Annotated in this window: 23 protein-coding genes; 7 read left to right on the top strand and 16 right to left on the bottom strand. The window is 72.9% G+C overall.

What is annotated here, in order from left to right; all coding sequences use genetic code 11:
* Positions 1-15 precede the first annotated feature (15 nt).
* From AC0HI0_RS04330 to AC0HI0_RS04305, 6 genes are read right to left on the bottom strand one after another with little or no spacing between them, the layout of a single operon-like run.
* Entirely contained in the window at positions 16-1,110 is a 1,095-nt protein-coding gene (locus AC0HI0_RS04330; RefSeq protein WP_480930933.1) for an MCE family protein, read from the bottom strand.
* Positions 1,107-2,075, bottom strand: a complete 969-nt coding sequence (locus tag AC0HI0_RS04325) for an MCE family protein (RefSeq protein ID WP_480930932.1) — start codon at positions 2,073-2,075, stop codon at positions 1,107-1,109. Before AC0HI0_RS04325 ends, AC0HI0_RS04330 begins: the two co-directional genes overlap by 4 nt.
* Positions 2,072-3,073: an MCE family protein gene (locus AC0HI0_RS04320; RefSeq protein ID WP_480930931.1), complete on the bottom strand. Its 1,002-nt coding sequence runs from the start codon at positions 3,071-3,073 to the stop codon at positions 2,072-2,074. The genes AC0HI0_RS04325 and AC0HI0_RS04320 overlap by 4 nt, the downstream gene beginning before the upstream one ends.
* Positions 3,073-4,041, bottom strand: coding sequence for an MCE family protein (locus AC0HI0_RS04315; protein ID WP_480930930.1), 969 nt, complete (start codon positions 4,039-4,041; stop codon positions 3,073-3,075). The genes AC0HI0_RS04320 and AC0HI0_RS04315 overlap by 1 nt, the downstream gene beginning before the upstream one ends.
* On the bottom strand, positions 4,038-5,051 hold the full coding sequence (locus tag AC0HI0_RS04310; protein ID WP_480930929.1) for an MCE family protein: 1,014 nt from the start codon (positions 5,049-5,051) through the stop codon (positions 4,038-4,040). Before AC0HI0_RS04310 ends, AC0HI0_RS04315 begins: the two co-directional genes overlap by 4 nt.
* Positions 5,048-6,139, bottom strand: coding sequence for an MCE family protein (locus AC0HI0_RS04305; protein WP_480930928.1), 1,092 nt, complete (start codon positions 6,137-6,139; stop codon positions 5,048-5,050). The genes AC0HI0_RS04310 and AC0HI0_RS04305 overlap by 4 nt, the downstream gene beginning before the upstream one ends.
* 376 nt (positions 6,140-6,515) lie before the next feature.
* Here AC0HI0_RS04305 and AC0HI0_RS04300 point away from each other — a divergent pair, with 376 nt between their 5' ends.
* Positions 6,516-7,748 carry a PucR family transcriptional regulator gene (locus AC0HI0_RS04300; RefSeq protein WP_480930927.1) on the top strand — a complete coding sequence of 411 codons (1,233 nt, stop codon included), beginning with the start codon at positions 6,516-6,518 and terminating at the stop codon, positions 7,746-7,748.
* A 4-nt stretch (positions 7,749-7,752) separates the two neighbouring features.
* Here AC0HI0_RS04300 and AC0HI0_RS04295 read toward each other — a convergent pair whose 3' ends face one another.
* A complete protein-coding gene (locus AC0HI0_RS04295; RefSeq protein ID WP_480930926.1) occupies positions 7,753-8,370 on the bottom strand; it encodes a hypothetical protein in 618 nt (205 codons plus the stop codon).
* A gap of 256 nt (positions 8,371-8,626) precedes the next feature.
* Between AC0HI0_RS04295 and AC0HI0_RS04290 the strand changes: the two genes are divergently transcribed.
* Positions 8,627-9,853 (top strand): DUF6801 domain-containing protein, encoded by a 1,227-nt coding sequence (locus AC0HI0_RS04290; RefSeq protein ID WP_480930925.1) that lies wholly within the window; start codon positions 8,627-8,629, stop codon positions 9,851-9,853.
* Positions 9,854-9,921: 68 nt separating this feature from the next.
* Positions 9,922-11,061: a DUF6801 domain-containing protein gene (locus tag AC0HI0_RS04285; RefSeq protein WP_480930924.1), complete on the top strand. Its 1,140-nt coding sequence runs from the start codon at positions 9,922-9,924 to the stop codon at positions 11,059-11,061.
* A 65-nt stretch (positions 11,062-11,126) separates the two neighbouring features.
* On the opposite strand, the gene AC0HI0_RS04280 is transcribed toward AC0HI0_RS04285, so the two are convergent.
* Positions 11,127-11,834, bottom strand: a complete 708-nt coding sequence (locus tag AC0HI0_RS04280) for a LolA-like protein (RefSeq protein ID WP_480930923.1) — start codon at positions 11,832-11,834, stop codon at positions 11,127-11,129.
* 133 nt (positions 11,835-11,967) lie between these two features.
* The gene (locus AC0HI0_RS04275) at positions 11,968-12,699 is read right to left on the bottom strand and encodes an ANTAR domain-containing response regulator (RefSeq protein WP_480930922.1); all 732 of its coding nucleotides are present in this window, start codon (positions 12,697-12,699) and stop codon (positions 11,968-11,970) included.
* A 51-nt stretch (positions 12,700-12,750) separates the two neighbouring features.
* Here AC0HI0_RS04275 and AC0HI0_RS04270 point away from each other — a divergent pair, with 51 nt between their 5' ends.
* Genes AC0HI0_RS04270 through AC0HI0_RS04260 form a run of 3 tightly spaced genes read left to right on the top strand, consistent with a single transcriptional unit; the run spans position 12,751 to position 15,644 of the window.
* A complete protein-coding gene (locus AC0HI0_RS04270) occupies positions 12,751-13,407 on the top strand; it encodes a response regulator transcription factor (RefSeq protein ID WP_480930921.1) in 657 nt (218 codons plus the stop codon).
* Entirely contained in the window at positions 13,408-14,766 is a 1,359-nt protein-coding gene (locus AC0HI0_RS04265) for a sensor histidine kinase (RefSeq protein WP_480930920.1), read from the top strand. It abuts the gene before it with no gap.
* On the top strand, positions 14,763-15,644 hold the full coding sequence (locus tag AC0HI0_RS04260; RefSeq protein ID WP_480930919.1) for a TAXI family TRAP transporter solute-binding subunit: 882 nt from the start codon (positions 14,763-14,765) through the stop codon (positions 15,642-15,644). The genes AC0HI0_RS04265 and AC0HI0_RS04260 overlap by 4 nt, the downstream gene beginning before the upstream one ends.
* A 13-nt stretch (positions 15,645-15,657) precedes the next feature.
* Here AC0HI0_RS04260 and AC0HI0_RS04255 read toward each other — a convergent pair whose 3' ends face one another.
* From AC0HI0_RS04255 to AC0HI0_RS04230, 6 genes are all read right to left on the bottom strand, one after another.
* Positions 15,658-16,230, bottom strand: a complete 573-nt coding sequence (locus AC0HI0_RS04255) for a DUF5655 domain-containing protein (RefSeq protein ID WP_480930918.1) — start codon at positions 16,228-16,230, stop codon at positions 15,658-15,660.
* Positions 16,231-16,414: 184 nt separating this feature from the next.
* Entirely contained in the window at positions 16,415-17,380 is a 966-nt protein-coding gene (locus AC0HI0_RS04250; RefSeq protein ID WP_480930917.1) for a VWA domain-containing protein, read from the bottom strand.
* A complete protein-coding gene (locus tag AC0HI0_RS04245; protein ID WP_480934251.1) occupies positions 17,380-18,276 on the bottom strand; it encodes a DUF58 domain-containing protein in 897 nt (298 codons plus the stop codon). Before AC0HI0_RS04245 ends, AC0HI0_RS04250 begins: the two co-directional genes overlap by 1 nt.
* A 56-nt stretch (positions 18,277-18,332) precedes the next feature.
* Entirely contained in the window at positions 18,333-19,370 is a 1,038-nt protein-coding gene (locus tag AC0HI0_RS04240) for an AAA family ATPase (protein ID WP_480930916.1), read from the bottom strand.
* A 74-nt stretch (positions 19,371-19,444) separates the two neighbouring features.
* Positions 19,445-19,975: a molybdenum cofactor guanylyltransferase gene (gene mobA, locus AC0HI0_RS04235; RefSeq protein WP_480930915.1), complete on the bottom strand. Its 531-nt coding sequence runs from the start codon at positions 19,973-19,975 to the stop codon at positions 19,445-19,447.
* Entirely contained in the window at positions 19,965-20,189 is a 225-nt protein-coding gene (locus tag AC0HI0_RS04230; protein ID WP_480930914.1) for a hypothetical protein, read from the bottom strand. The genes mobA and AC0HI0_RS04230 overlap by 11 nt, the downstream gene beginning before the upstream one ends.
* 427 nt (positions 20,190-20,616) lie before the next feature.
* Here AC0HI0_RS04230 and AC0HI0_RS04225 point away from each other — a divergent pair, with 427 nt between their 5' ends.
* Entirely contained in the window at positions 20,617-21,180 is a 564-nt protein-coding gene (locus tag AC0HI0_RS04225) for a mycothiol transferase (protein WP_480930913.1), read from the top strand.
* A 22-nt stretch (positions 21,181-21,202) separates the two neighbouring features.
* Here AC0HI0_RS04225 and AC0HI0_RS04220 read toward each other — a convergent pair whose 3' ends face one another.
* On the bottom strand, positions 21,203-22,501 hold the full coding sequence (locus AC0HI0_RS04220) for an NlpC/P60 family protein (RefSeq protein ID WP_480930912.1): 1,299 nt from the start codon (positions 22,499-22,501) through the stop codon (positions 21,203-21,205).
* Between the last annotated feature and the right edge of the window lie 15 nt (positions 22,502-22,516).

Below are 22,516 nucleotides of genomic sequence, written 5' to 3'. Positions count from 1 at the left end.
CGCGGGTCGGAGCGCCTAGCGCGGCACGTTCTGCGAGCCCCGCACGCCCGTGGCGCTGCCGCGTGGCAGCGTGCAGCTCGCGCCCGCGTTGAACCCGCCGACGGACGTGTCCAGGCCGTTCTTCCGCACCGTCCCCTCGTAGCCCGCCAGGCACGGCGCGGGTTCGAAGAACGTCAGGGCCAGGCCGAAGGCCGCCTTGCCGCCGCGCACGGCCGCCTGCCCCACCGAGACCACGTCCGGCACGGTCACCAGCACCTCTTCCAGCTGCCCCTGCCGCGTCACCAGCACGTCCGCCGTGGTCAGCAGGTTGGCCAGCACGATCCCCAGGTCGGGCCCCGAGTCCCGGAGCAGCGCGCTCACCTCGACCGCCGCCCCCGGTGCCGCCGCGATCAGCCGCTTCAGGTCGCCGTCCGCGCCGCGCAGCCGCTCGGCCACCAGCAACGCGTTGTCCGCGAACGAGTTGATCGCCGCCGAGTGGTCCACCTGCGTCTGCAACGCGGTGAGCGAGTCGTCGAGCAACCGCGTCGTCTGCGGCAGGTGTTCGCCGGCGGTCCGGGTGAACGCCTGCGTCGCGTCCAGCAGCACTTGGAGGTCCGGGCCGGTGCCGCGCAGCGCGTCGTCCAGCTCCTCCACGACCGTCCGCAGCGAGTCCACCGGTACCGACCGCGCGAGGTCGTCCAGGCTGGTCAACACCTGCTCGACGGGCAGCGGCAGCCTGGTCCGCCCCTGCGGGATCACCGATCCACCGGCCAGGAACGGCCCGCCGCCGCCGCGCGGCCTCAGGTCCACGTACTGCTCGCCGACGGCGGACCGGTTGGCCACCACGGCCTCCAGGTCGGCCGGGATCGCGGGCGCGTCGGCGGCGATCCGCAGCTCGACCTCGACGTGCCCGTCCACCAGGCGGATCGGCCCCACCCGGCCGACCGGCACGCCCCGGTAGGTCACCTCGCCGCCGGTGAACAGGCCGCCGGTCCGGGCGAGTTCGAGCCGCACCGCGAAACCCCGGTCCACCACGACCAGCCCGGCGTACTCCGCGCCCACGTAGCTCACCCCGAGCAGGGCGACGACGGCGAACAGCGCGATCTGGACCCGCATCCGCCGGGTGATCATCGGCGTCCTCCGGTGTGCAGCGTCAGGTACGTGTTGAGGTAGTCGCCCTTGATGCCGTCGAGCACCGCGTCGGTGAACGGGAACGTGAGCAGCAGTTCCAGCGACTGAGGCAGGCTCTGCCCCGCCTCGGCGAGCCTGCGCAACGTCGGCTCCAGCGCCTTGAGGTCCGCCACCAGGTCGTCACGACCGCGGTTCACGGTGTCCACCGCGACGCTCGACAGGTCCTGCAACGCGCCCAGCATCGCCACGAGCTGCCCGCGCTGGTCGTCGAGCACCTTGAGGCCCGGTTCCAGGCCGTCCAGCACCTCGCCCAGCTCGGTCTTCTTGCCCTCCAAGGACTTCGCGAACTTGTCCATGCCCTCGATCGCCCGGGTGATCTCGCCCTTGTGCTCGTCCAGCCCGCCCACGAATTCGTCCACGGTGGACAGCAGCGAGCGCGCGGCGGTCTCGTTGCCGTCCAGCGCCGCGCCCAGCTCCCGCGAGATGTCCCGGATCTGCGCGACCCCGCCGCCGTTGAGCAGCATGGACAACGCGCCGAACACCTCCTCCACCTCGGGGTTGCGGTCGGTCCGCGACACCGGGACGACCGCGCCGTCGGCCAGCGCCTCAGGCGAGCGCTGCGACGGCACGTCCAGCTCGACGTACTTCTCCCCCAGCAGGCTCGACTGCCGCAGCCGGGCCAGGGCGTTGGCGGGCAGCCGGACGTCGCCGCGCACGGCGATGCGCACCAGCGCCGTGGAGCCGTCCTCGGACAGCTCCACGTCCTCGACCTTGCCGACCGGCACGTCGTCGACCTTCACGCTCGCGTGCGGCACCAGGTCCAGGACGTCGTCGAACTCCACGGTCACCCGGAACGGCCGGTCGCCGAGGTCCGCGCCGCCGGGCAGCGGCAGGTCGTAGGCGCTGGGGACGGACGTGCACCCGGCCACCAGCACGGCGGCGGCCAGTGCGCGGACCCGCTTCACCGGGTGCCGCCCGGCACGCTCAGCAGGTCCGCGACGAACTCGTTGAGGTTGGCCCGCGCGTTCAACGTCCCGGTGGCCGGGTCGTAGGCGGCGACCACGTTGTGCAGCGCGACCGGGGCCACGTCCAGCACCTCCGCCAGCGACCGCTGCTGCGCGGCCAGCACGCCGGTGACGGCGGCCAGGTCCTCGACCGAGGACTTCACCCGGTCCCGGTTGTCGTGCACGAACCCGCGCACCTGTTCCAGCGCCGTGGCCAGTTCGCCCAGCGCCGCGCCGAGGTCGTCGCGCTCGGCGGCGAAGAACCCGGACACGTCGGCCAGCTGCTCGGCGAGCCGGCCCACCTGCTCGTCGTCGGCGGCCAGCACCGAGGTGAACTCCTGGAGGTTGTCGACGGTGCCGAACAGGTCGTCGCGCGAGCCGGACAGCGTGCGGGCGGCGGCGGCGAGCTGCCGGATCGAGTCGTTGAAGGTCTTGCCGGTGCCGCCGAGGTTCGCCGCGCCGGTGTCCAGCAGGGCGGACAGCGCGCCGTCCCGGTTGGCACCCTCGGGCCCCAACGCGGTGAGCACGGTGTCCAGGCTCTGGTAGAGGTCGTCCAGCTCGACCGTGCCGGCGGTGCCGGCGGTGGTGATCACCGCGCCGGACGCGATCCTCTCCCCCTCGGTGTACGCCGGGGCCAGCTGGACGTACCGGTCGGCGACGATGTTCGGCGACACCACGACGGCCCGCGCGTCGGCGGGCACGTCGACGCCGTGGTCGACGTCCAGTTCCACGCGCACCGACCCGCCTTCGGGCACCACTGCGACGACCGTGCCGACCTTCACGCCCAGCACCCGCACGTCCGACCCCTCGTACACGCCGATCGCGGCGGCGAAGAAGGCGGTGATCCGGGTGGTCGCCGGGCGCAGGAAGATCCACCACACGGCGGCGGTCGCCACCAGCACCAGCACGAGTCCCTGCGCGATGAACAGCCTGCGCCGGCCGTTGGTCCCGATGAACATCAGCGTCCCCCCGGCGTGCAGTCACGACGTGCGCCCGGTGGCGCGGCCAGGCCGCACACGTAGGTGTCCACCCACCGGCCGTTGCCCAGCGAGTTGTTCAGCAGCCGGTAGTACGGCCCGGCCAGCGCCAGGCCCCGGTCGAGGCTGTCCTGGTTGCGCCGCAACACGTCGGTGACCTTCTCCACCTGCTCCAACGCGGGGCCGAGCTGGTGGTTGTTGTCCGCCACCAGGCCGGAGAGCTGCTTGGACAGCGCGCGGGTGCCCTCCAGCAGGGTCGCGATCGCCTGCCGCCGGTTCCCGATCTCCTCCAGCAGCTCGTTGCCGTCGGTGATCAGCGCGGCGAAGTCCTCGTTGCGGTCGGCGAGCGCGCCGCTGATCTTGTTGGCCCCCTTGACCAGCTCGGCCAGCTGCTCGTCGCGCGAGGAGATGGTCTTGGAGAGCGACGACAGGCCCTCCAGCGCCTGCTTCACGTGCGCGGGCGAATCGCGGAAGGTGTCCGACAGCACGGTGAAGCTCTGCGCGAGCTGCTTGGTGTCTATTTTGGACAGTGTGTCGGAGAGCCCGCTGAACGCCTCGATCACGTCGTAGGGGGACGTGGTGCGCTCCACCGGGATCGTGGTGCCCGGGTCGAGCGGGTCGCGGCCCTCCGAGTCCAGCGCCAGGTACTTCTGGCCGAGCAAGGTCTTGATCCGGATCTCGGCGCGGCTGCGGTCCCCCAGCGTCACGCCCTTCACCCGGAACGTCACCCGCACGCGTCCCCGGTGCAGCGCCACGTCGGTCACGTCGCCGACCTTGAGGCCCGCCACGCGCACCTCGTCGTCGTCCTTGAGGCCGGCGGTCTCGGCGAAGTCGGCGGTGTAGCTGGTGCCGCCGAAGAACGGCAGGTCCTGCACGAAGAAGGTGAGCAGGGCGACGACCGCGATGGTCACCAGCCCCACCGCGCCCAGCAGGGCGGGACGGCGGGTCATCGGCGGCACCTCTGTTCGGTGACGGGCAGGCCGACCGGCGGTCCGCCCGGGGCGGGTTTGGCGTCGGAGGACACGAAGCAGAGGTAGAAGTTCAGCCACGAGCCGTAGGACGCGGTGCGGCCGATCGCCTCGAACTTCAGCGGCAGGTTGCGCACGAACGGTTCCAGCTCGGGCGCGTCGCCCAGGTTGGCGGCGAGCAGGCCGAGCGCGGCGATGCCGTCCTTGAGCGGCTGCCGGCCCTGTTCGAGCAGCGCCGCGGTGCTCTCGCCCAGGGCGGCCAGGCCGGTGATGGCGTTGCCGATGGGCTGCCGGTCGGCGGTGAAGCCGGACACCAACCGCCGCAACGTGGCCAGCAGCGAGCCGAACCGGTCGTCGCGCGAGTTCACCGTCTCCAGCACGGTGTTCAGGTTGTCCACCACCTTGCCGATCACGTCGTCCTTGGCCGCCAGCGCCGTGGTCAGCGAGGCGGTGTGCGCGAGCAGGCTCTCCACCGTGCCGCCTTCGCCTTGCAGCACCTGGACGATCTCGTAGGACAGCTTGTTGACGTCCTCCGGGTTCAACGCCTGGAACAGCGGCCGGAACCCGTTGAACAGGGTGGTCAGGTCGAGCGCGGGCCTGGTGCGCTCCACCGGGATCAGCGCGCCCGCGCCCAGCTCGTCGCCGAGCTTCCCGGCGGGCTGGTCCAGCGAGACGTACCGCTGGCCGACCATGTTGCGGTACTTGATGGTCGCGGTGACGGCGGCGGACAGCGAGCGCCCGTCGCGCACCGAGAACTCGACGTCCACCAGCTCGTCGTCGACCAGCCGCAGCCCCTCGACCTGGCCGACCTTCACGCCGGACATCCGCACGTCGTCGCCCTCGGCGAGCGCGGTCACGTCGGTGAAGCGGGCCGTGTAGCTCCTCGCGCCCCCGCCCGTGCCGGCGATGGTGGACGCCAGGAACGCCGTGGCGGTCACCGTGACCACGACGAACACCAGGAACTTCGCCAGCGGGGCCACCAACGACCTCATCGCGCTCCCATCAGCAGGCGGGCCCACGCCGGCACCTGGTCCGGCGCCACCGCCGCCACCGGCCCCGCCGGGCAGTGCGGCGTGCCGCCCCGCCGCAGCACCGGGTCGTCGCGGCCGGGCAGGTACTTCTCCCCCGGCGGCACGACGGTGACCTCCGCGTGCACCCCGGGCTGGTCGGCGCCCTTGCCGAGCACCTGGTCCACCTGCGGGCGCAGCGCGTCGACCGCCTTGAGCACGCACGGGAACGACGGCGAGTAGGTGGCGAACAGCTCCAGCGCCGGCCGGCCGCGGTCGGCCAGCCGGACGACCGTCTCGCCGTTGGCCCGGAAGAACCCGGTCAGGTCGGCCGCCGCCGTGGTGAGGCCCGCGTACACCGCGTCGAGGTCGGCCCGCTGGGCGGCGATCGTGCGGCTGGTCGTGGTCAGGTCCCGCAGGGCCTGCACGAGGTCGGGGCCGGCGTCGGCGTAGACGCCGGAGACGTCCGCGAACCTGGTGATGTCCTGCTTGAGCACGGGCAGGTGCGGGTCGAGTGCACGCAGGTAGGCGTCGAGCGTGGTGATGGTCCGGCCGAGCGGTGCGCCCCGGCCGTCCAACGCCCGCGCCAGGGAGGTCAGGGCGGAGGACAGCTTGTCCGGCCGCACGGCCCGCAACGTGGGCAGCAGGTCGTCGAACACCCGCTCGATCTCGATCGCGCCGGACGTGCGGTCCTGCTCGATCACCGCGCCCGCGCCGAGCGCGCCGGCCGGGGCCCCGGGCGGTTCCAGGCTGACGAACCGCTCGCCGAACAGCGTCTTGGGCAGCAGCCGGGCCGACACGTTCGCCGGGATGCGGCCCACCTCGTCGGGCCGCAGGGCGAGTTCGACCTCGGCCCCCGAGCCCCGCGAGCGGACCGCGGCCACCTGTCCCACCGGCACGCCGAGCAGCCTCACGTCGGAGTCGGCCTGGAGCTGGTTGCCCACGTGGTCGGTGCGCAGCAGCACCGTCACCCGGGTGGTGAAGACCTTCCGGTAGGCGGCCACCGACAGCCCGCACAGCGCGCCCAGCAGCACCACGAAGAACAGCCCGAGCAGGCGTCGGCGAAATACCATCGGATATTCTCCGGAGGGTTTTGTGAATGCGCCCGGAATTACATTACCGGCCAGTACACTACTGACCCGCACCCCTGTGCACAAGCCGTGAAAATGCTTGTCAGGGAGGTGACAAAACCCGCCTCCCGAACCACTCACCGGGCTACGAAAACCCGATCACCCTCTGGCGGGCGGCCCCGGCCGGCGCTACCAATGTTCCCGGTACGACGAATCGGGGGTGTCCGCCTGGCCGAACCGGCGCACCGCGTCCGACTGCCGCGCGCCCGCGGTGCCCGGCGCGCGGTTCGCCGCACGGGTGCGCGTCGGTTGACCGACCTCATGATCAAAAATACAGTGTTCGGAATCACACCTAGCCGTTTGGTGGTGGGCGAACAGCATGAACAGAACCGGAGAACTCCGTGCCTCCGAGTTACCGCTCATCGGGAACGCGGACCTGTGGGAGCGGCTGCCGGCCGACCTGGCCCCGAAGTTCCGGGCCAACGCGGGCGCGGTGGCCACGGACATGGTCCGGGAGATCCAGTGCTCGATCGCGGAGTACTCGCAGAAGCTGGAGGGGATGTTCGGCCAGGTGGTGGTCGAGGGGGTGGAGCAGGCGATCCACCAGTTCATCGACCGGATGGTCGACCCGACCGCCCAGCGCGAGGACCGGGCCAAGCTGTTCCGGCTGCTCGGGAAGCTGGAGGTGAGCGCGGGCCGCAGCCTGGACCTGCTGCAGACCGCCTACCGGATCGGCGCGCGCGTCGCGTGGCGGCGGATCTCCGAGTTCGGCCAGCGCGAACGCGTGCCGCTGGCCACCATGTGCCTGATCGCGGAGGCGATCTTCGCCTACATCGACGAGTTGTCGCTGCGGTCCATGGAGGGCTACGCGGAGGCGCAGGCGCGGCACGCGGGCGCGTTGCAGCGCAGGCGAAAGCGGCTGCTGGAACTGATCCTGGGCGAACCCGGCTACCACCCGAACGCGCTGGCCGACCTGGCCGAGGCGGCGCACTGGCCGGTGCCCGAGCGGGTGCTCGTGGTGGCCCTGGAACGGCGCACCGACCAGCACCAGCTGCCGATCCCGGTGCTGCACGAGGACATCCTGATGGACCTCGAAGGCGGCGAGCCCTGCCTGCTGCTGACCGACCCGGAGCACCAGCTCGTCGCGCTGGAGCACAAGCTCGGCGGGTGGCGCGCGGCGATCGGGCCGACCGTGCCGCTGGCCAGGGCCCGGCAGTCGCTGCGGTGGGCCCGGCGGACCATCACGATGATCCAGACCGGGGTGATCGCGGACAAGCCGATGGTCGACTGCGGCGAGCACCTGTCGACGTTGCTGCTGCTGGGTGACGAAGCCCTGGTGCACGAACTGGTGCGCCGGACGCTGGCCCCGCTGGACGGGCTGACGCCCAAGCAGCAGCAGCGGATGCGCGAGACGATGACGGCCTGGGTGGAGACCCGGGGCAGCGCGCCGGAGGTGGCGTCGTCGTTGGCCGTGCACCCGCAGACGGTCCGCTACCGCCTGCGGCAGTTGGAAGAACTCTTCGGCGCGCGGCTGCACGACCCGGACGCGTTGTTCGACATGGGCATCGCGCTGCGGGCGCTGAGGCTGCTGTCGCCGCCGCGCCCGGCCTGACGTTTCAGAACTGCGCGGTCAGCGTCAGCTCCAGCTTGTTGTCCGGCCCCGAGATCAGGCCGGAGAACAGCCGGTCGAGCCGCTCCGCGCCCACGCAGCCCGCGAACGGCGGGAGGGTGAAGGTCGCCTTCATCGGGATCTTCGCCAGGTCGAACGGGCCTTCGAGGTCGATCGACGCGGGTTGGGCGGTCCTGCAGTCCGACCCGACGTCGAGCGGCTGCCCGTCGACGGTGACCTCGCCGAGCTTGACGTGGAGCCGGGCGTTGGCCTTGACCCGGCCCGCCGCGATCGTGCCGGTGACCGGTGCGGACGGGATCAGGTCGACCCGCGCGGTGGTGGGCAGGAAGCCGAACACGACGAAGTAGCCGGCGCTCGGCGGCAGGGTCAGGTCGCCGCGCAGGTCCCCGTCGAGCAGGTCGACCTCGGCGAGGAGTTCGCCGGGGCCGATCACCAGGTCGGACTGGAGCTTCGCGATCCGGTTCACGCCGTCCACCCGGTACTTGACGGTGATGCCGGCGGCGGGCGCGGGCGGCTTGGTCCGCGCGTGGCGCACCACCCAGCCGTGCGGCAGCAGCGCGCCCAGCAGTGCCGCGACGACCGCGACGACGAGCGCCGCCCTCACCGGCGGCAGCCATTCCGGAGCATTCTCCGAAAGTACTTTCCCGAAGCCCGGCGGCACAACCTCCGAAGACTGATTTGTCACCGGCGTGACAAAGCCCCCGAAACGATTTGTGCGCGGTCGCACAGAGGTTTCCAGGAGAACCGGAAATGCTTGCCGGAACCGTTTCCCGACGCTAGCTTACTGGCCGGTAGCAACGCGATTCGCGATCGTTTCGCGGATATTCCGCTCCGCACGGTGTCTCGACGAGGAGACCAACATGATGGCACCCGGTACGACCAGGAGGTTCGCCGGCGCGCTCGCGGTCGGCGTCGCGGTGATCGGCACGGTGGCGTTCGCGGGCGTGGGCGTCGGCGCGGCGGCCACCGCGTCGCTCACGCTGGCGTACAACTGCCCGTTCCCGCTGATCGGCGCGCAGGACATGAGCGTCCGGATCGAGGTGGCCGACCTGCCGGACACCGCCGTGGTCGGGCAGCCGATCCCGGCCGCGCGGGTCACCGCCACGGCGACCGTCCCGGCCAGTGCGACGCAGGGCTTGACGCTGGTCGGCGCGACCACCGTGGAAGGCACCGCCAAGGCCAAGACCAAGGTCGACAACGCCGGGGCGGTGCTCGACGTCGTGCCCGACCTGACCGTGGCCAGGACGAACGTGCCCGCGTCCGGCGCGTTCGACACCGTCGCCAGGGGCAGCACGCCGCCGGTGAGCTTCGCCAACGCGGGCACGACGACCATCTCCGTCGGCGACTTCAGCACCACCCTGACCCCGCGCAAGGCGGACGGCTCGGAAACCGGCCTCGGCACGTTCACCGCCGACTGCACGCTCAAGCCCGGCCAGGCGACGCGGCTCTACCAGTTCACCGTGACGCCGGGTTCCGGCACCACGACCACCACACCGACCAGCACGACCACCACCACCACTACCACTACGACGACCACGCCCCCGCCGACGACCACGACGACCACGCCGCCCGGTGAGCCGTTGCGGATCGACTACGCCGTGAACGGGGTCAGCGGCATCAAGAAGCTGGACGCGGAGCTGAAGCTCGGCCCCGGCGCGCTCAAGACCGAGGTGGACCTGCTCGGCGGCAAGTTCGCCGGCGACCTGTCCCTGCCGGACGCCCCCGGCAGGTTCAAGCTGTTCGGCTTCATGCCGACCACGGCCACCGTGCGGCTGATCCCGCAGGGCCGCGTGGTCGGCACCATCACGGCCGGCGCGGTCACCGCGAACACCAAGGTGGCGATCAAGCTCACCGACGTCCGGGTGCTCGGCATCCAGGTGGTGCGCGCCACCGACCGGTGCCAGACCGTGACGCCGAGTTCGATCGACCTGAAGTCCACGCCGGGCTTCGACCCGCTGGCGGGCGGCGGGCTCACCGGCGGCTACACCATCGCGAAATTCGACCGGTGCGGACTGGTGACCGCGATCGTGAACAGCACCATTCCGGGTCCGGGGAACACGCTCGACCTCACCATCGCCAAGAAGTAGTCCCATCGCCTCCGGCGGGTCGCTGCGCATCGCGGCCCGCTGGAGGCATTTTCCCAGGAGGACACGCCATGCGATTGCGACACCGGGTGGCCGCACTGGGCGTCGGCGCGCTGGTGGTCGGCGGCTCGGCCCTGCTCGGCGCGGGCGTCGGCAGCGCTGCCACGGCCACGCTCACGCTGGTCTACAACTGCCCGTTCCCGCTGATCGGCGCGCAGGACATGAGCGTCCGGATCGAGGTGGCCGACCTGCCGGACACCGCCGTGGTCGGGCAGCCGATCCCGGCCGCGCGGGTCACCGCCACGGCGACCGTGCCGGCCGTGGCCACCCAGGGGCTCGCGCTGGTCGGCGCGGTGTCGGTGGAGGGCACCGCCAAGGCCGCGACCAAGGTGGACAACGCCGGGCTGGTGCTCGACATCGTGCCGAACCTCACCGTGGCGAAGACCCCGGTGCCCGCGTCCGGCGCGTTCGACACCGTCGCCAAGGGCGGCACGCCGCCGGTGAGCTTCCCCAACGCGGGCGGCACGACCATCTCGATCGGCAACTTCGAGACCACGCTGACCCCGCGCCGCGCGGACGGGACGGAAACCGGCCTGGGCACCTTCACGTCCCCGTGCACGCTCAAGCCGGGCCAGACGACCCTGCTCCACCAGTTCACCGTGAAGCCCGCGACGACCACCACGACGACGACCGAACCCACGACGACGACAACGACCCCCACAACTACGACAACAGAGCCGACCACCACCACAACCGAACCCACAACAACCACGACGACAACCGAGCCGACGACGACCACCACCACCACCGCGACGACAACGACGTCGCCGACCACCACTACGACTCAGAGCACGACCACCACAACCTCCGCCACGACGGCCACCACGACTACGACCCCGACCACGACCGCGTCGACCACCACGAGCCCGACGACCACCGGACCGACCACCACAGGACCGACCACCACGGGCTCCACCACAACGGCGGCGACCACGGGCGTCCCCACCACCACGACCGCCCTGCCGACCAACACCAGCACCACGACCACGACCACGACCACCCCGGTCGTCGTGGTGCCGCAGCCCAACCCCGGTGGCGGCACCCTCGCGAGCACCGGCACGACCGTTCGCGGCCCGCTGATCATCGGCGGCGCGTTGGTGGCGCTGGGCGCGGGCACGCTGTTCCTGCTCCGCCGGTCCCGCGAGAACTGATTCGCGGAACAATTCGGACCCCGCGCGGCCTATTCGGGCGGCGCGGGGTCCGAATGGCGCGGAAATCAGGGGTTGGGCAGGCTGGTCAATTCATCCGGGGTCGGCGGCGAGATCGTGACGGGCTTTCCCCAATCCCGGAAGACGGCCGTCACGACGACCGGTTCGGCGTCCGCGACGGCGGTGCGGAGTTCCGATTTCACGGGCAGGTCGGCGTCGTCCACCCAGAGCTTCAGCACGGCCTCCTGGCCGTCCGCCGGCACGTGCGCGGTGTACCGGACGGTCCGCCTGCCGTCGACGGTCTCCTCCGCCTTCTCCACGATCCGCGCGCCCTCCGGCAGCGCCTTGCGGATGTCCGCCGAATCGCGCACGCGCACCGCCACGCCGGCCATCGCCTGCCCCAGCGGGTTGGTCGTGTCGGCCGGGTCGAGCTTCAGCCACGACTTCTCAGGCACCGGGGCTTGACCTGCGGGGATCTTCACGAAGATGCCGTCGGGGACCATCACGTAGGCGACCTTCTCGGCGTCCGCCACGGAGATCTCGCAGGCCGCCGCGAAGTCGTCGGTGCGCAGCCCGCAACTGCCCTTGCCGTTGGTCGCCAGGTCGAGGTCGACGGTGACCGACCGCTTGCCCTCGGCGGCCACCCGGTTCGCCTCGGCCAGTGCCTGCGGGGTGTCGAACGCCCTCATCGAGGACGCCGGAGCGCCCGTGCACGCGGCGAGCAGGACGGTCGGGAGCAGACTCGCGACGGCCGGGGCGACACGGTGTTTGCGCATGCTTCTCCTCAAGCCGGAATGTCCGCGATCGGACCACTGTAACCAGCCGGAGAAGGTGTCGGGAATATCGCCGGGCAGCTCCGTCGGAAAACCGGAACCGGCCGCCGAGAATTGTCACCGGGATGCCAAAAAATCAGGGTCTGCGCACCGAGTCGAGCAGGTTGCGGGCGACCACCCGCAGTTTGGTGTTGTGCGTCTGGGACTCCTCGACCAGCCGCTGGAACGCCTCGGCGGCGGTGATCCCGTGCGCTGCCATCAGCACCCCTTTCGCCTGGTCGATCTCACCACGCGACTCCAGCGCGCGCTCCAGGTTCTGCACCAGCCCCCGGGACCGCTCGTACCGGCGGAACCCCGTGATCGCCGCTGCGGACGCCGTGGTGAACAGCCGCAGCAACGCCTCGTCGAACGGGTCGAACGCGGCCTCGATCGAGCTGTAGAGGTTCAGCGCGCCCAGCACGCCCCCCTCGACCACCAGCGGCGCGGACAGGTAGGCCCGCACGCCCGCGCGCTCGGCCGCCGCCGCGAACTCCGGCCACTTCTCCCGGCCGCCCACCACCGCGACCCGCACCGGCCGCAGCGTCGCCGCCGCCTCCAGGCACGGGCCCTGGCCCGCGGCGTACTGGTCGGTGTCGATGGCGATGACCTTCTGGTCGGTCGCGGCGGCCGTGGACGCGCCGTCCGGGCCGACGACCGTCACCGAGACGTTCTCCGCGTCCGGGATGACCCGGGACGCGGATTCCGCCAGTTGCTGGAGCACCTCGTCCAGCGACTGCTCGTCGGCGAGCACGCCGGCCAGCTGCTCCAGCGCCTCGCTGGCCTCGTCCAACTGGGAAGCCGGCACACGGTCTTCGATGGTCACCAGCATTTTCTACACCGCGCAAGCCATAATCGCCGCTACCGGTCGAGGGGGTGGCCCGTGCGGGTGCTGCTGGTCGAGGACGACGACGGGGTGGCCGACGCCCTGGTGGAGGCGTTGGAGTCCAACGGGCACCGCCCCCGGCGGGTCGCCCGGGGCGCGGACGCCCTGCTCCGCCACCGCGACTTCGACCTGCTGCTGCTGGACCTGGGGCTGCCCGACACCGACGGGCTGGAGGTGCTGCGCAAGATCCGCAGGGTGGCGCGGACCCCGGTCGTGGTGCTGACCGCGCGCGGCGACGAGCGGTCCATCGTGCGCGGTCTTCGCCTCGGCGCGGACGACTACCTGGTCAAGCCCGTGCGGCTGGGCGAGCTGCTGGCCCGGATGGACGCGGTGGTCCGCCGCACCGCCCGGCTGGGACCCGCCGACCGGCTGGTCCGGGTGGCCGACGTGGAGATCGACCTGGAAGCCCGGCGGGTCACCGCCGCCGGCCGGGAGATCCCGTTGACCACCAAGGAGTTCGAGGTGCTGGCGGCGCTGGCCTGCCGGGCGGGCACGGCGGTCAGCCGGCAGCAGCTCATGGACGAGGTGTGGGGCGACGCCTACCTGGCCGTGTCGCGGTCGCTGGACGTGCACCTGGCCGGGCTGCGCGCGAAGCTGGCCCGCCCCGGCCTGCTGACCACCATCCGCGGTTTCGGCTACCGGCTCGGTGACTAGGTGCGCCGCCGACTCCTGCTGGTGCTGCTGCTGTTCTCGGCGGCGGCGGTGACCGCGTTCGCCGTGCCGCTGCTGGCCTCCACCGCCGCCGAGCGCACCCAGCGGTTCGTGATCGACCGCACGTCCGGGCTGGACCGGTTCGCCGCGCTGGCGCAGCAGGCCGAGACCACCGGCGACACCGCGGCCCTGGCCGACGAGGTGGCGGCCTACGTCCGGCTGTACGGCGAGCCCGTGCTCGTGGTGGACGCGCGCCGGCAGCCCGTGGCGCGGGCCGGGATCGCGGCCGACGACCCAGGGCTGGAGGACGTGCTGGACGCGGCACTGCGCAACCAGCCCGCGCCGACCGTGCCGACGGTGACGCCGTGGTCCTCCGGCGCGGTGGTGTTCGCCCGCCCGGTCGGCACCGGCACGCGGGTCGCGGGCGCGGTGGTGCTGCGCGCGTCGGTGGACCGGGCCGCGTCGGACGTGACGTGGCGCTGGCTGTGGGTGCTGGCGGGCGCGCTGGCCGCCGGCGTGGGGTCGGTGCTGCTGGTGTTCGCGGTGGCGCGGTGGCTGCTCGGACCGCTGGCGGAGTTGGCCGCCGGGGTGCGGGCGGTGGCCGCCGGCGAACGGCGCGCGCACGTGCCCGAGCGCAGCGGGCCGCCGGAGGTGCGGGAGCTGTCGGAGTCGTTCAACCGGATGTCGGACGCGGTGACCGAGGCCGCCGACCAGCAGCGGCGGCTGATCGCGGACACCTCGCACCAGTTGCGCAACCCGATGGCCGCGCTGCGGTTGCGGATGGACACGTTGGGGGGTCAGGTGAAACCCGACGGCGTGCGCGCCTACGACGCGGGCGTGGCGGAGATCGAGCGGCTGGAATCGCTGCTGGACGGGCTGTTGGCGCTGGCGGCGGCGGAGAGCACGGCCACCGAGGTCGCGGCGGGCGGGCGGCAGCCGGAGTTGGCCGACGTCGGCGCGGTGGCGGCGGAGCGGGCGGACTTCTGGCAGGTGCCGGTGCCGGCCGGGCCGGCGCTCGCGGTGCTGGTCCGCTGCCCGGAGGCGGAGCTGGCGCAGGTGCTGGACGTGTTGCTGGACAACGCGATCAAGTACGGCGGCGGCCGGGTGCGGGTGGCGCTGGGCGCGGACCGCGCGGCGGGCGTCGGCTGGGTCGAGGTGGCCGACGACGGGCCGGGGCTCGGAGCCGAGGAGCTTTCCCTGGCCACCTCCCGGTTCTGGCGCGGCCGGTCGGACCGGCCCGGCACCGGGCTCGGCCTGGCGATCGCGGACCGCTTGGCGCACGCCCGGGGCGGCGCGCTCGAACTGTCCTCTGTGGACGGTCTGGTGGCCCGGCTGGTGCTGCCGCTGGAGCCCCCGCTGTGAACCGCCGGGCGTTCCTGCTGGCGCTGCTGGCCGCGAGCGGGTGCACGGCGGCCCCGGCCGGACCGCTGTCGGTCGCGGCGGGCGAGCGGGGCGGCATGTACTTCGACTTCGCGACCCTGCTGGCCGGCCTGCTCGACCCGCCCGGCCTGGTCGTGGAGACCCGGGGCAGCCTGGCCAACCTCGACCTGCTCGGGTCCGGTGCCGCGCGGCTGGCGCTGACCCTGGCCGACGCGACCGGCGTCGCCGACCCGGCGCTGGAACTGCGCGCGCTGGGCCGGGTCTACGAGAACTACCTGCAACTCGTGGTGCGCGCGGACGACCCCGCGCAGCGCGTCGCGGACCTCGCCGGGCGGACGGTGTCGCTGGGCGCGGCCGGGTCCGGCGCGTCGCTGTCGGGCGAGCGGATGCTGGGCACGGCGGGCCTGGCCGCGTCGGTGCGGGTGGCCCACCTGCGGCTGGCGGAGGCCGTGGCGGCGCTGGTGGAGCGGCGGATCGACGCGCTGCTGTGGTCCGGCGGCGTGCCGACGCCGATCCTGGCGCAGGTGGCCGACATCCGCCTGCTGCCGCTGGCCGAACTCCTGCCCGGCCTGCGGGCGGCCCACGGCTCGGTCTACGAGCAGGTCCCGGTGCCCGCCGGCGTCTACGGCGCGGTCCGCGAGGTCGCCACCATCGGCGTGGCGAACCTGTTGGTGTGCCGGGCTTCCCTGCCCGACGACGTCGCCGCGGCGGTGACCCGGACGCTGGTCGCCGAGGCCGCCGCGCTGGTGCCCGAACAGGCGCTGGGCACCCAGTTCCTGGACGTGCGCAGCCTCATCGGCACGGCCGACCTGCCGCTGCACCCCGGTGCCGCCGCCGCGTACCGGGACCTGCACGGCTGACCGGCGCGCGGGCCTAGAGGTTGCTGGTGTAGGCGTGGCGCAACCAGTCCAGCGTCTCGTGGTCGATGGCGTCCGCGCTGGCGATCGCGATCCGGACGGTGATCGTGTCGTTGCCCAGCGCGGTCGCGCCCTCCAACCGGCCCGACGGCTCGTGACCCGCCAGGCGCAGCCCCAGGTCGACGCGGGCGCGCGTGGTGGCCTTGACGATCGCGAACGTGCGGCGCGGCGAGACCAGGGCGACGTAGGTCTTGCGCGCCTGGACGTGCATCGGGCCCAGCAGCGCGGCCTCGGCGAGCAGCCGGTCCAGGATCGGGCGCAGCTCGGGCCGGTCGGCGTACTGCCGGTCGACCAGTTCGTCGGAGGAGCCGGCGGTGAACTCGGGGTAGCCGAACCGCTCCATCACCAGCAGCATCTGCGCGTACCCGGTGACCTCGCGCTCGCGCAGCCAGGAGCGCAGCTCGCGCTCGGAGTCGATGCCGGATTCCAGTACCCGGCGGTTCCACTCCGGGACCCCCTGGCCGGTACTGCGGTGGAGCAGGCCGACCGACCAGTCGACCATCTCCCGAAAGCTGGACACCTCGGTCATGGCGGCCATCCTGCCGCGTGCCGGCGAACCTCGCGCGGGAAGCGACCGCGCGGTGACCGGGAGCACGGTGCCACCGGTCGGCGAGTCCCGTTCCCGCCAACGGTTCGGGGCCGCCGGAACAGACCGGAAAGGACGGACCCGCCCGCGGCGGCAGGCGCCTCGGGCGGGTCCGGTGCGTGCGGGATCAGGGCAGGCGCTGGCCCAGCAGCAGCGCCGCGGCCAGCGACGCCAGGCCGATCAGCGTGCCCAGCACCACCCACGGCCGGCTGGCGTCGGCCTGCTTCTTCTCGTAGCCGATCTGCTCGCCCAGGGTGTCGTACACCCGGCGCAGCTCCTCGGCGCTGGCCGCCTTGAAGAACTCGCCGCCGGACAGCTTCGCGATCTCCTTCATCGAGTCGTCGTCCACCGGCACCTCCTGGCGGCGGCCCTCGATCTCGACCACGCCGTCCTCGGTGCCGAACGAGATCGTGGAGATCGGGATGCCCGCCTTCTTGGCGTCCTCCGCCGCGTCGAACGCCCGCCGCGTGCCGACCGTCTCCTTGCCGTCGGTCATCAGCACGACGCGCGCCGGCGGCGGCCCGTCCGCTCCGCCGACGACCTTGCCGAACGAGTCGATCGACGCCAGCGCCGCGACGATCGCGTCGCCGGTCGCGGTCGCCTGCGCCAGCTTCAGGCCGTCGATGCTCTGGGTCACCGCGCCCCGGTCGGTGGTCGGCGCGACCAGCACGGTGGCCGACCCGGCGAACGAGATCAGCCCCAGGTTGATGCCCGGCGTCAGGCCGTCCGCGAACGACTTGGCCGCGACCTGCGCCGCCTCCAGCCGGGACGGCCGGACGTCGGTCGCCTTCATCGACAGCGAGGTGTCGATCACCAGCATCACGGTGGCCCGGTTGCGCGGCACCTTCTGCTCGGCGGTCGGCCCGGCCAGCGCCACGGTCAGCAGGATGAACGCCACCAGCAGGAACGCGGCCGGCCCGTGCCGCCACCAGCCCTGCCGCTTGGGCGCGACCTTCTCCAGCATGGACAGGTTCGCGAACCGCAGCATCCGCTTGCGCAGCACCCGCTGCATCACCACGTAGACCGCCGCGACCGCCGCCACGGCGATCAGCAGCAGGAACCACCACGGGGCGGTGAAACCCGTGAAGCTCATCAGGCCACCCCTCCCGACCAGCGGCGCTTGCGGGCCACCACGAAGCGCACGATGTCCGCGATCCAGTCCGAGTCGGTGCGCAGCACCAGGTGCCCGGCGTTGGCCTGCCGCAGCCCGGACGCGACCGCCGCCCGGTGCTCGGCCGCCGCAGCGGCGAACTCGCGGCGCAGCAACGGCGACGCGGTCACCTCGCGCTGCTTGCCGGACTCCGGGTCGGCCAGCACGACCGTGCCCACCTCCGGCAGGTCGATGTCGCGCGGGTCGACCACCTCGATGGCCACCAGGTCGTGCCGGGCGGACAGCGCGCGCAGCGGGCGCTGCCAGTCCGTCTCGCCCAGGAAGTCGGAGATCACGATCACCAGGCCGCGCCGGCGCGGCGGCCGGCGCAGCTGCTCGACCAGGTCGGCCAGCGAACCCCGGGTGCCCTCGGGCGCGCGCGGGGTCTCGGCCACCTTGCGGATCAGGCCGCGCGAGTGGGCCAGGCCGCCCCGCGCGGGCACCCGGACCAGCTCGTCGCCGGTGGACACCAGCGCGCCGATCCGGTTGCCGCCGCCCCGGGTCAGGTGCGCGGCGGCGGCCGTCGCGGCCACCACCAGGTCGCGCTTCTCGCACACCGCCGTGCCGAAGTCCAGCGACGGCGACAGGTCGATCGCCAGCCACGTCTCCAGTTCGCGGTCCGCGACCGTCTCCCGGATGTGCGGCACGGTGGTGCGGGCGGTGACCGCCCAGTCCATCCGGCGCACGTCGTCACCCGGCTGGTAGGGCCGCGCCTCGCCCGGCTCGGAGCCCGGACCGGGCACCAGGCCGAGGTGGTTGCCCTGGAGCAGGCCGTCCAGCCGGCGGCGGACCTCCAGCTCCAGCGTGCGCAGCGCGGCTTCCATCCGTCCGCCGTGCATGACCGGCGGCGCCCAGTTCGGCCGCGCGGAGATCTCGTCGGGGGTCTCTTCGGAGGTCACGGCCTGCCCGCGGGCTGCGGCGTCGCCTGCGCGGGCCGGGCGGAGACCTGCGGCAGCGGCACGGTCTGGAGCACGCGGGTGATGATGTGGTCCAGCGGCACGCCGTCGGCCAGCGCGTCGTAGGACAGCACGAGCCGGTGCCGCAGCACGTCCGGCACGACGTCCACGATGTCCTGCGGCAGCACGTAGTCCCGGCCCCGGACCAGGGCGAGGGCGCGCGCGGCGGCGATGATGCCCAGGCTGGCGCGCGGCGACGCGCCGTACGCGACCCAGCCCGCGACGTCGGTGAGCTGGTGCTCCTTGGGCGCGCGGGTCGCGATCACCAGGCGCACCACGTAGTCCACCAGCGCGTGGTGCACGAACACCCGCGACGCCACGCCCTGGAGCCGGACCAGCTCCTCGGGGCTGAGCACCTGGGACGGGACGGGCGCCTCGACACCCATCCGGTAGACGATCTCGCGCTCCTCCTCGGCCGTCGGGTACTCGACCTGGATCTTGAACAGGAAGCGGTCGCGCTGCGCCTCGGGCAGCGGGTAGACGCCCTCGTTCTCGATCGGGTTCTGGGTGGCCAGCACCAGGAACGGGTTGGGCATCGGGAAGGTCTTGCCGCCGATCGACACGTGCCGCTCGGCCATGACCTCCAGCATCGCGCTCTGCACCTTGGCGGGCGCGCGGTTGATCTCGTCGGCGAGCACGAAGTTGGCCACGACGGGGCCGAGTTCCACGTCGAAGCTCTCGCTGGCCTGCCGGTAGATCCGGGTGCCGAGGATGTCGGCGGGCACCAGGTCGGGGGTGAACTGCACGCGGGAGAACGATCCGCCGACGACGGTCGCGAAGGTCTCCACGGCGAGCGTCTTGGCCACGCCGGGCACGCCCTCCAGCAACAGGTGGCCCTTGGCCAGCAGGCCGACGAGCATCCGCTCGACCAGCCGGTCCTGACCGACGATCACCCGCTTGACCTCGAACACGGTGCGTTCGAGCAACTGGGCGTCACGAGCCGGCGTGTTGGGCGCCTCGGCGGCGGGCTCGGACAACAGGTCCTCCTACGACAGGGATTGCGACGGTGGCCAAGTCTTCCCTGTCGCCGGTATGGCTCTTGTGAAGGGGCCTATCGGCGAAGATCCTCCGGCGTGTCCACGTCGCGCGCCTCGCCGGGCAGCGCCGCGACGGGCGCCGGCTCCAGCGGTCCGAGCACCGAGCGCATCGACGCGCCGTGCGGGTCGGCGGGCAGCGCGGCCCGCAGACCGGCGGTCCGCCACGCACCGGCCAACCACTGCGCCCGACCGCCCTCGTCCACCAGCACGGCGGGTCCGCCGACCGCGAGCAGCCGCTCCACAGTGGACGCCGTCACGCCGGGCTGGTCGACCGCGAGCACCACGACCACGTCGGCGCGCACGTGCCGCAGCCCCGCCGCGACCCCGGCCGCCGGTCCCCCGCCGGGCGGGTCCTCGCGCGCCCACAGCACGTCCGGGACGTCCTTCTGCGGCCCCACCACGACCACGCGCCCGGCACCGCGGACGGCGTCGAGCGCGTGTTCCAGGAGCGTCCGGCCGCCGACCAGCACGGTGGCCTTGTCGACGCCGCCCAGCCTGCTGCCGCGACCCCCGGCGAGGATCACGGCGTCCCACTCAGCCGGCACTGCGCTCCAGGTCGGCCAGGGCCGAGGCGGCGCGGAAGTACTTGTTGGTGCCGAGGTCGCGGACGGTCTTGATGTTGAACGCCTCCTGGAGCTTGTGCGCGTCCGAGTCGCTGACCCCCGCCAGGCCCGCCACCGGCGAGTCCAGCACCTCCTTGAGGGTCTTGTTCTCCAGTGCCTTGTCGAGGATCTTGTCCAGGTCAGCGGAAACCGGCATGGCCACGTCCTTCCCGAGCCGAGACTGCGGTCAGCCCGAATTCTCTCGGCTGCGCCACCGCCGCGCCCGACGATCATCCTCCCGCGCGGGCGGGCCACGCGTTCGGCCCCGCGCCCGCCGCCCGCCGCGCCGACCGCCCTCCCCTGCGGTCACGCGGTCGGGTGGTGCGGACCCCTACGGGTGTCGCCGGGTCGGTGCACCTGCCCGACGACACCCGTAGCCCCCAGTCGATCCGCTCGTGCGGCATCCGAACCCCCCGCGGATGCCACCCGGCGCCGCCGCCCCGTCCTTCCCCTGCTTGGTGCGACCGGCATCCACGAGGATGCTCCACCACGTCGGAACGATTCCTGAATGATTCTTGAATCCGCAGGTCAACGGCCTGTGGCGAGGGCTGCCGGGAGGGCCCGCGAGGACTACCGTGGCCGCCATGACCGACACCCCGTGGGAGCCGCCGACGGCCGGCACCGAGGTCGAGCACCTGACCGGCGCGCTCGACCGGCTGCGCACGACGTTCCGATGGAAGGCCGACGACCTCGACGAGGCCGGGCTGCGGGCGGGGGTGGGCGCGTCCGCGCTGACCCTCGGCAGCCTGCTCAAGCACCTGGCCGCGTGCGAGGACCACATGTCCACCGTGCGGATGAGCGGCACGCCGATCGGTGCGCCCTGGGACGACCTGGGCTGGGACGGCCGGGACTGGGCGTTCACCTTCGACACCGGGGGCTGCTCGCCGGACCGCCTCTACGCGCTGTGGGACGGCGCGGTCGAGCGCTCCCGCGCCCGGCTCGACGCGGCCCTGGCGGCGGGCGGCCTCGACCAGCCCGTGCACCTGGCGTGGCCGGACGGCCGGCACCTGAGCCTGCGCCGCCTGGTGTGCGACCTGATCGAGGAGTACGGCCGGCACACCGGGCACGCCGACCTGCTGCGCGAGGCCGTGGACGGACGGGTGGGCGAGGACCCGCCGCCCGGCTGGCGACCGGTGAGCGGCCGGTAGCCCGCGGGCCGGGCGCGGTCGGTCAGAGCAGGCGGGTCGCGTACGGCATGATGCCGCCGTAGCGGACCGGGGCGATGCGGACCGCCGAGCCCGAGTACGGGGCCTCGATCATCATGCCGCCGCCGAGGTAGAGCGCCACGTGCGTGCCGCCGCCGGGGCCCCAGAACAGCATGTCACCGCGTTCCGCGTCGGACAGCGGCACCTTCACGCCGGAGTTGTACTGGTAGCCGCTGTAGTGCGGCAGGAAGACTCCGGCGCCCGCGAACGCGTACATCATCAGCCCGGAGCAGTCGAACCCGACGCTGTAGTAGTCGCCGTAGGAGTCGGCCACGCCGCCGTCGCGGATGCCGATCGTGGGCCCGTAGTGGTTCCCGCCGCCCCACGAGTAGCGCACGCCCAGGTTCTCCATCGCGCGGGCCACCACGGTCTCCACGTCGCCGCCCCCGCTCGGCGCGACCGCGACCGGCGGCCGGTTGTGCACCGGGGCGGTCGGCTTGGCCGCGGCGAGGGCCGCCTGGCGCGCGGCTTCCTCCTCCTCGCGGCGCTTGTCGTCCACCCACTGGTTGTACTGGGCGCGCTGGCCCTCCAGGCCCTGCACGGCGTTGAGCGCCTGGGTCAGCTCGCCCTCGACCCGGGTCTTGTCGCCCTGGATCGCGGCGGCCTGGCCGGCCTGGCCCTGCTGGGCCTGCACGGCGGACTGCTGGGCCGCGTCGGCGTCCCGCTTGGCCTGGTCGGCGGCGGCCTGCTTCTGGTTGGCCAGGTCCAGCGCGGCGCGCGCGGCGGAGTCCTTGTTGGCCTTCTCCGAGCGGGCCTGCTCGACGTCGTCCAGGGCGTTGAGGCCGGAGTCGCCGACCGCGGCGAGCAGCTGCGCGCGGGCCAGCAGGTTCTCCGGGCTGGTGGAGCCGAAGTACGCGGACAGCGAGCCCATGGTGCTGCCCTGCTGGAAGCTGGCGGCGGCGAAGTCGTCGAGTTCCCTGCGGGAGTCCTCGACGGCCAGCCCGGCCGCGTCGGCCTCGGTGCGGGCGGCCTCGGCGTCCTGCTTGGCCTTGGCCGCCTCGTTCTGGGCGGTCTCCAGGTCGACGCGGGCCTTGTTCGCCAGCTCCATCTTGAACGCGACGTCGTCGGTGAGGCGCTGGAGTTCGGCCTCGGCGGCGGTGAGCTGGCTGGTCAGCTCACCGACCCGGGCGGCCTTGGCGTCGGCCTGCTCCCGGCCGACGCTGATCTCGTCGTCGCTCGGGTTGGGCGGGGGCGGCGGTACCGCCGCGGCCACGCCCGGGAACAGCGCCAGCGCCGTGACCACCAAGATCACCCATCGAGCCACGACACCCGCCTCCCC

Source organism: Saccharothrix sp. NBAS 001 (assembly GCF_056640475.1).
This window is presented reverse-complemented; position numbering and strand designations above follow the sequence as displayed.

Bases quoted from the DNA above. Each gene is read 5' to 3' on its own strand.
- AC0HI0_RS04310 (WP_480930929.1), bottom strand. From the start codon at position 5,051: ATGAGGTCGTTGGTGGCCCCGCTGGCGAAGTTCCTGGTGTTCGTCGTG.
- AC0HI0_RS04290 (WP_480930925.1), top strand. From the start codon at position 8,627: ATGATGGCACCCGGTACGACCAGGAGGTTCGCCGGCGCGCTCGCGGTC.
- AC0HI0_RS04225 (WP_480930913.1), top strand. From the start codon at position 20,617: ATGACCGACACCCCGTGGGAGCCGCCGACGGCCGGCACCGAGGTCGAG.
- AC0HI0_RS04320 (WP_480930931.1), bottom strand. From the start codon at position 3,073: ATGTTCATCGGGACCAACGGCCGGCGCAGGCTGTTCATCGCGCAGGGA.
- AC0HI0_RS04285 (WP_480930924.1), top strand. From the start codon at position 9,922: ATGCGATTGCGACACCGGGTGGCCGCACTGGGCGTCGGCGCGCTGGTG.
- AC0HI0_RS04255 (WP_480930918.1), bottom strand. From the start codon at position 16,230: ATGACCGAGGTGTCCAGCTTTCGGGAGATGGTCGACTGGTCGGTCGGC.
- AC0HI0_RS04250 (WP_480930917.1), bottom strand. From the start codon at position 17,380: ATGAGCTTCACGGGTTTCACCGCCCCGTGGTGGTTCCTGCTGCTGATC.
- AC0HI0_RS04245 (WP_480934251.1), bottom strand. From the start codon at position 18,276: ATGCACGGCGGACGGATGGAAGCCGCGCTGCGCACGCTGGAGCTGGAG.
- AC0HI0_RS04305 (WP_480930928.1), bottom strand. From the start codon at position 6,139: ATGGTATTTCGCCGACGCCTGCTCGGGCTGTTCTTCGTGGTGCTGCTG.
- AC0HI0_RS04230 (WP_480930914.1), bottom strand. From the start codon at position 20,189: ATGCCGGTTTCCGCTGACCTGGACAAGATCCTCGACAAGGCACTGGAG.
- AC0HI0_RS04275 (WP_480930922.1), bottom strand. From the start codon at position 12,699: ATGCTGGTGACCATCGAAGACCGTGTGCCGGCTTCCCAGTTGGACGAG.
- AC0HI0_RS04300 (WP_480930927.1), top strand. From the start codon at position 6,516: ATGAACAGAACCGGAGAACTCCGTGCCTCCGAGTTACCGCTCATCGGG.
- AC0HI0_RS04330 (WP_480930933.1), bottom strand. From the start codon at position 1,110: ATGATCACCCGGCGGATGCGGGTCCAGATCGCGCTGTTCGCCGTCGTC.
- AC0HI0_RS04315 (WP_480930930.1), bottom strand. From the start codon at position 4,041: ATGACCCGCCGTCCCGCCCTGCTGGGCGCGGTGGGGCTGGTGACCATC.
- AC0HI0_RS04280 (WP_480930923.1), bottom strand. From the start codon at position 11,834: ATGCGCAAACACCGTGTCGCCCCGGCCGTCGCGAGTCTGCTCCCGACC.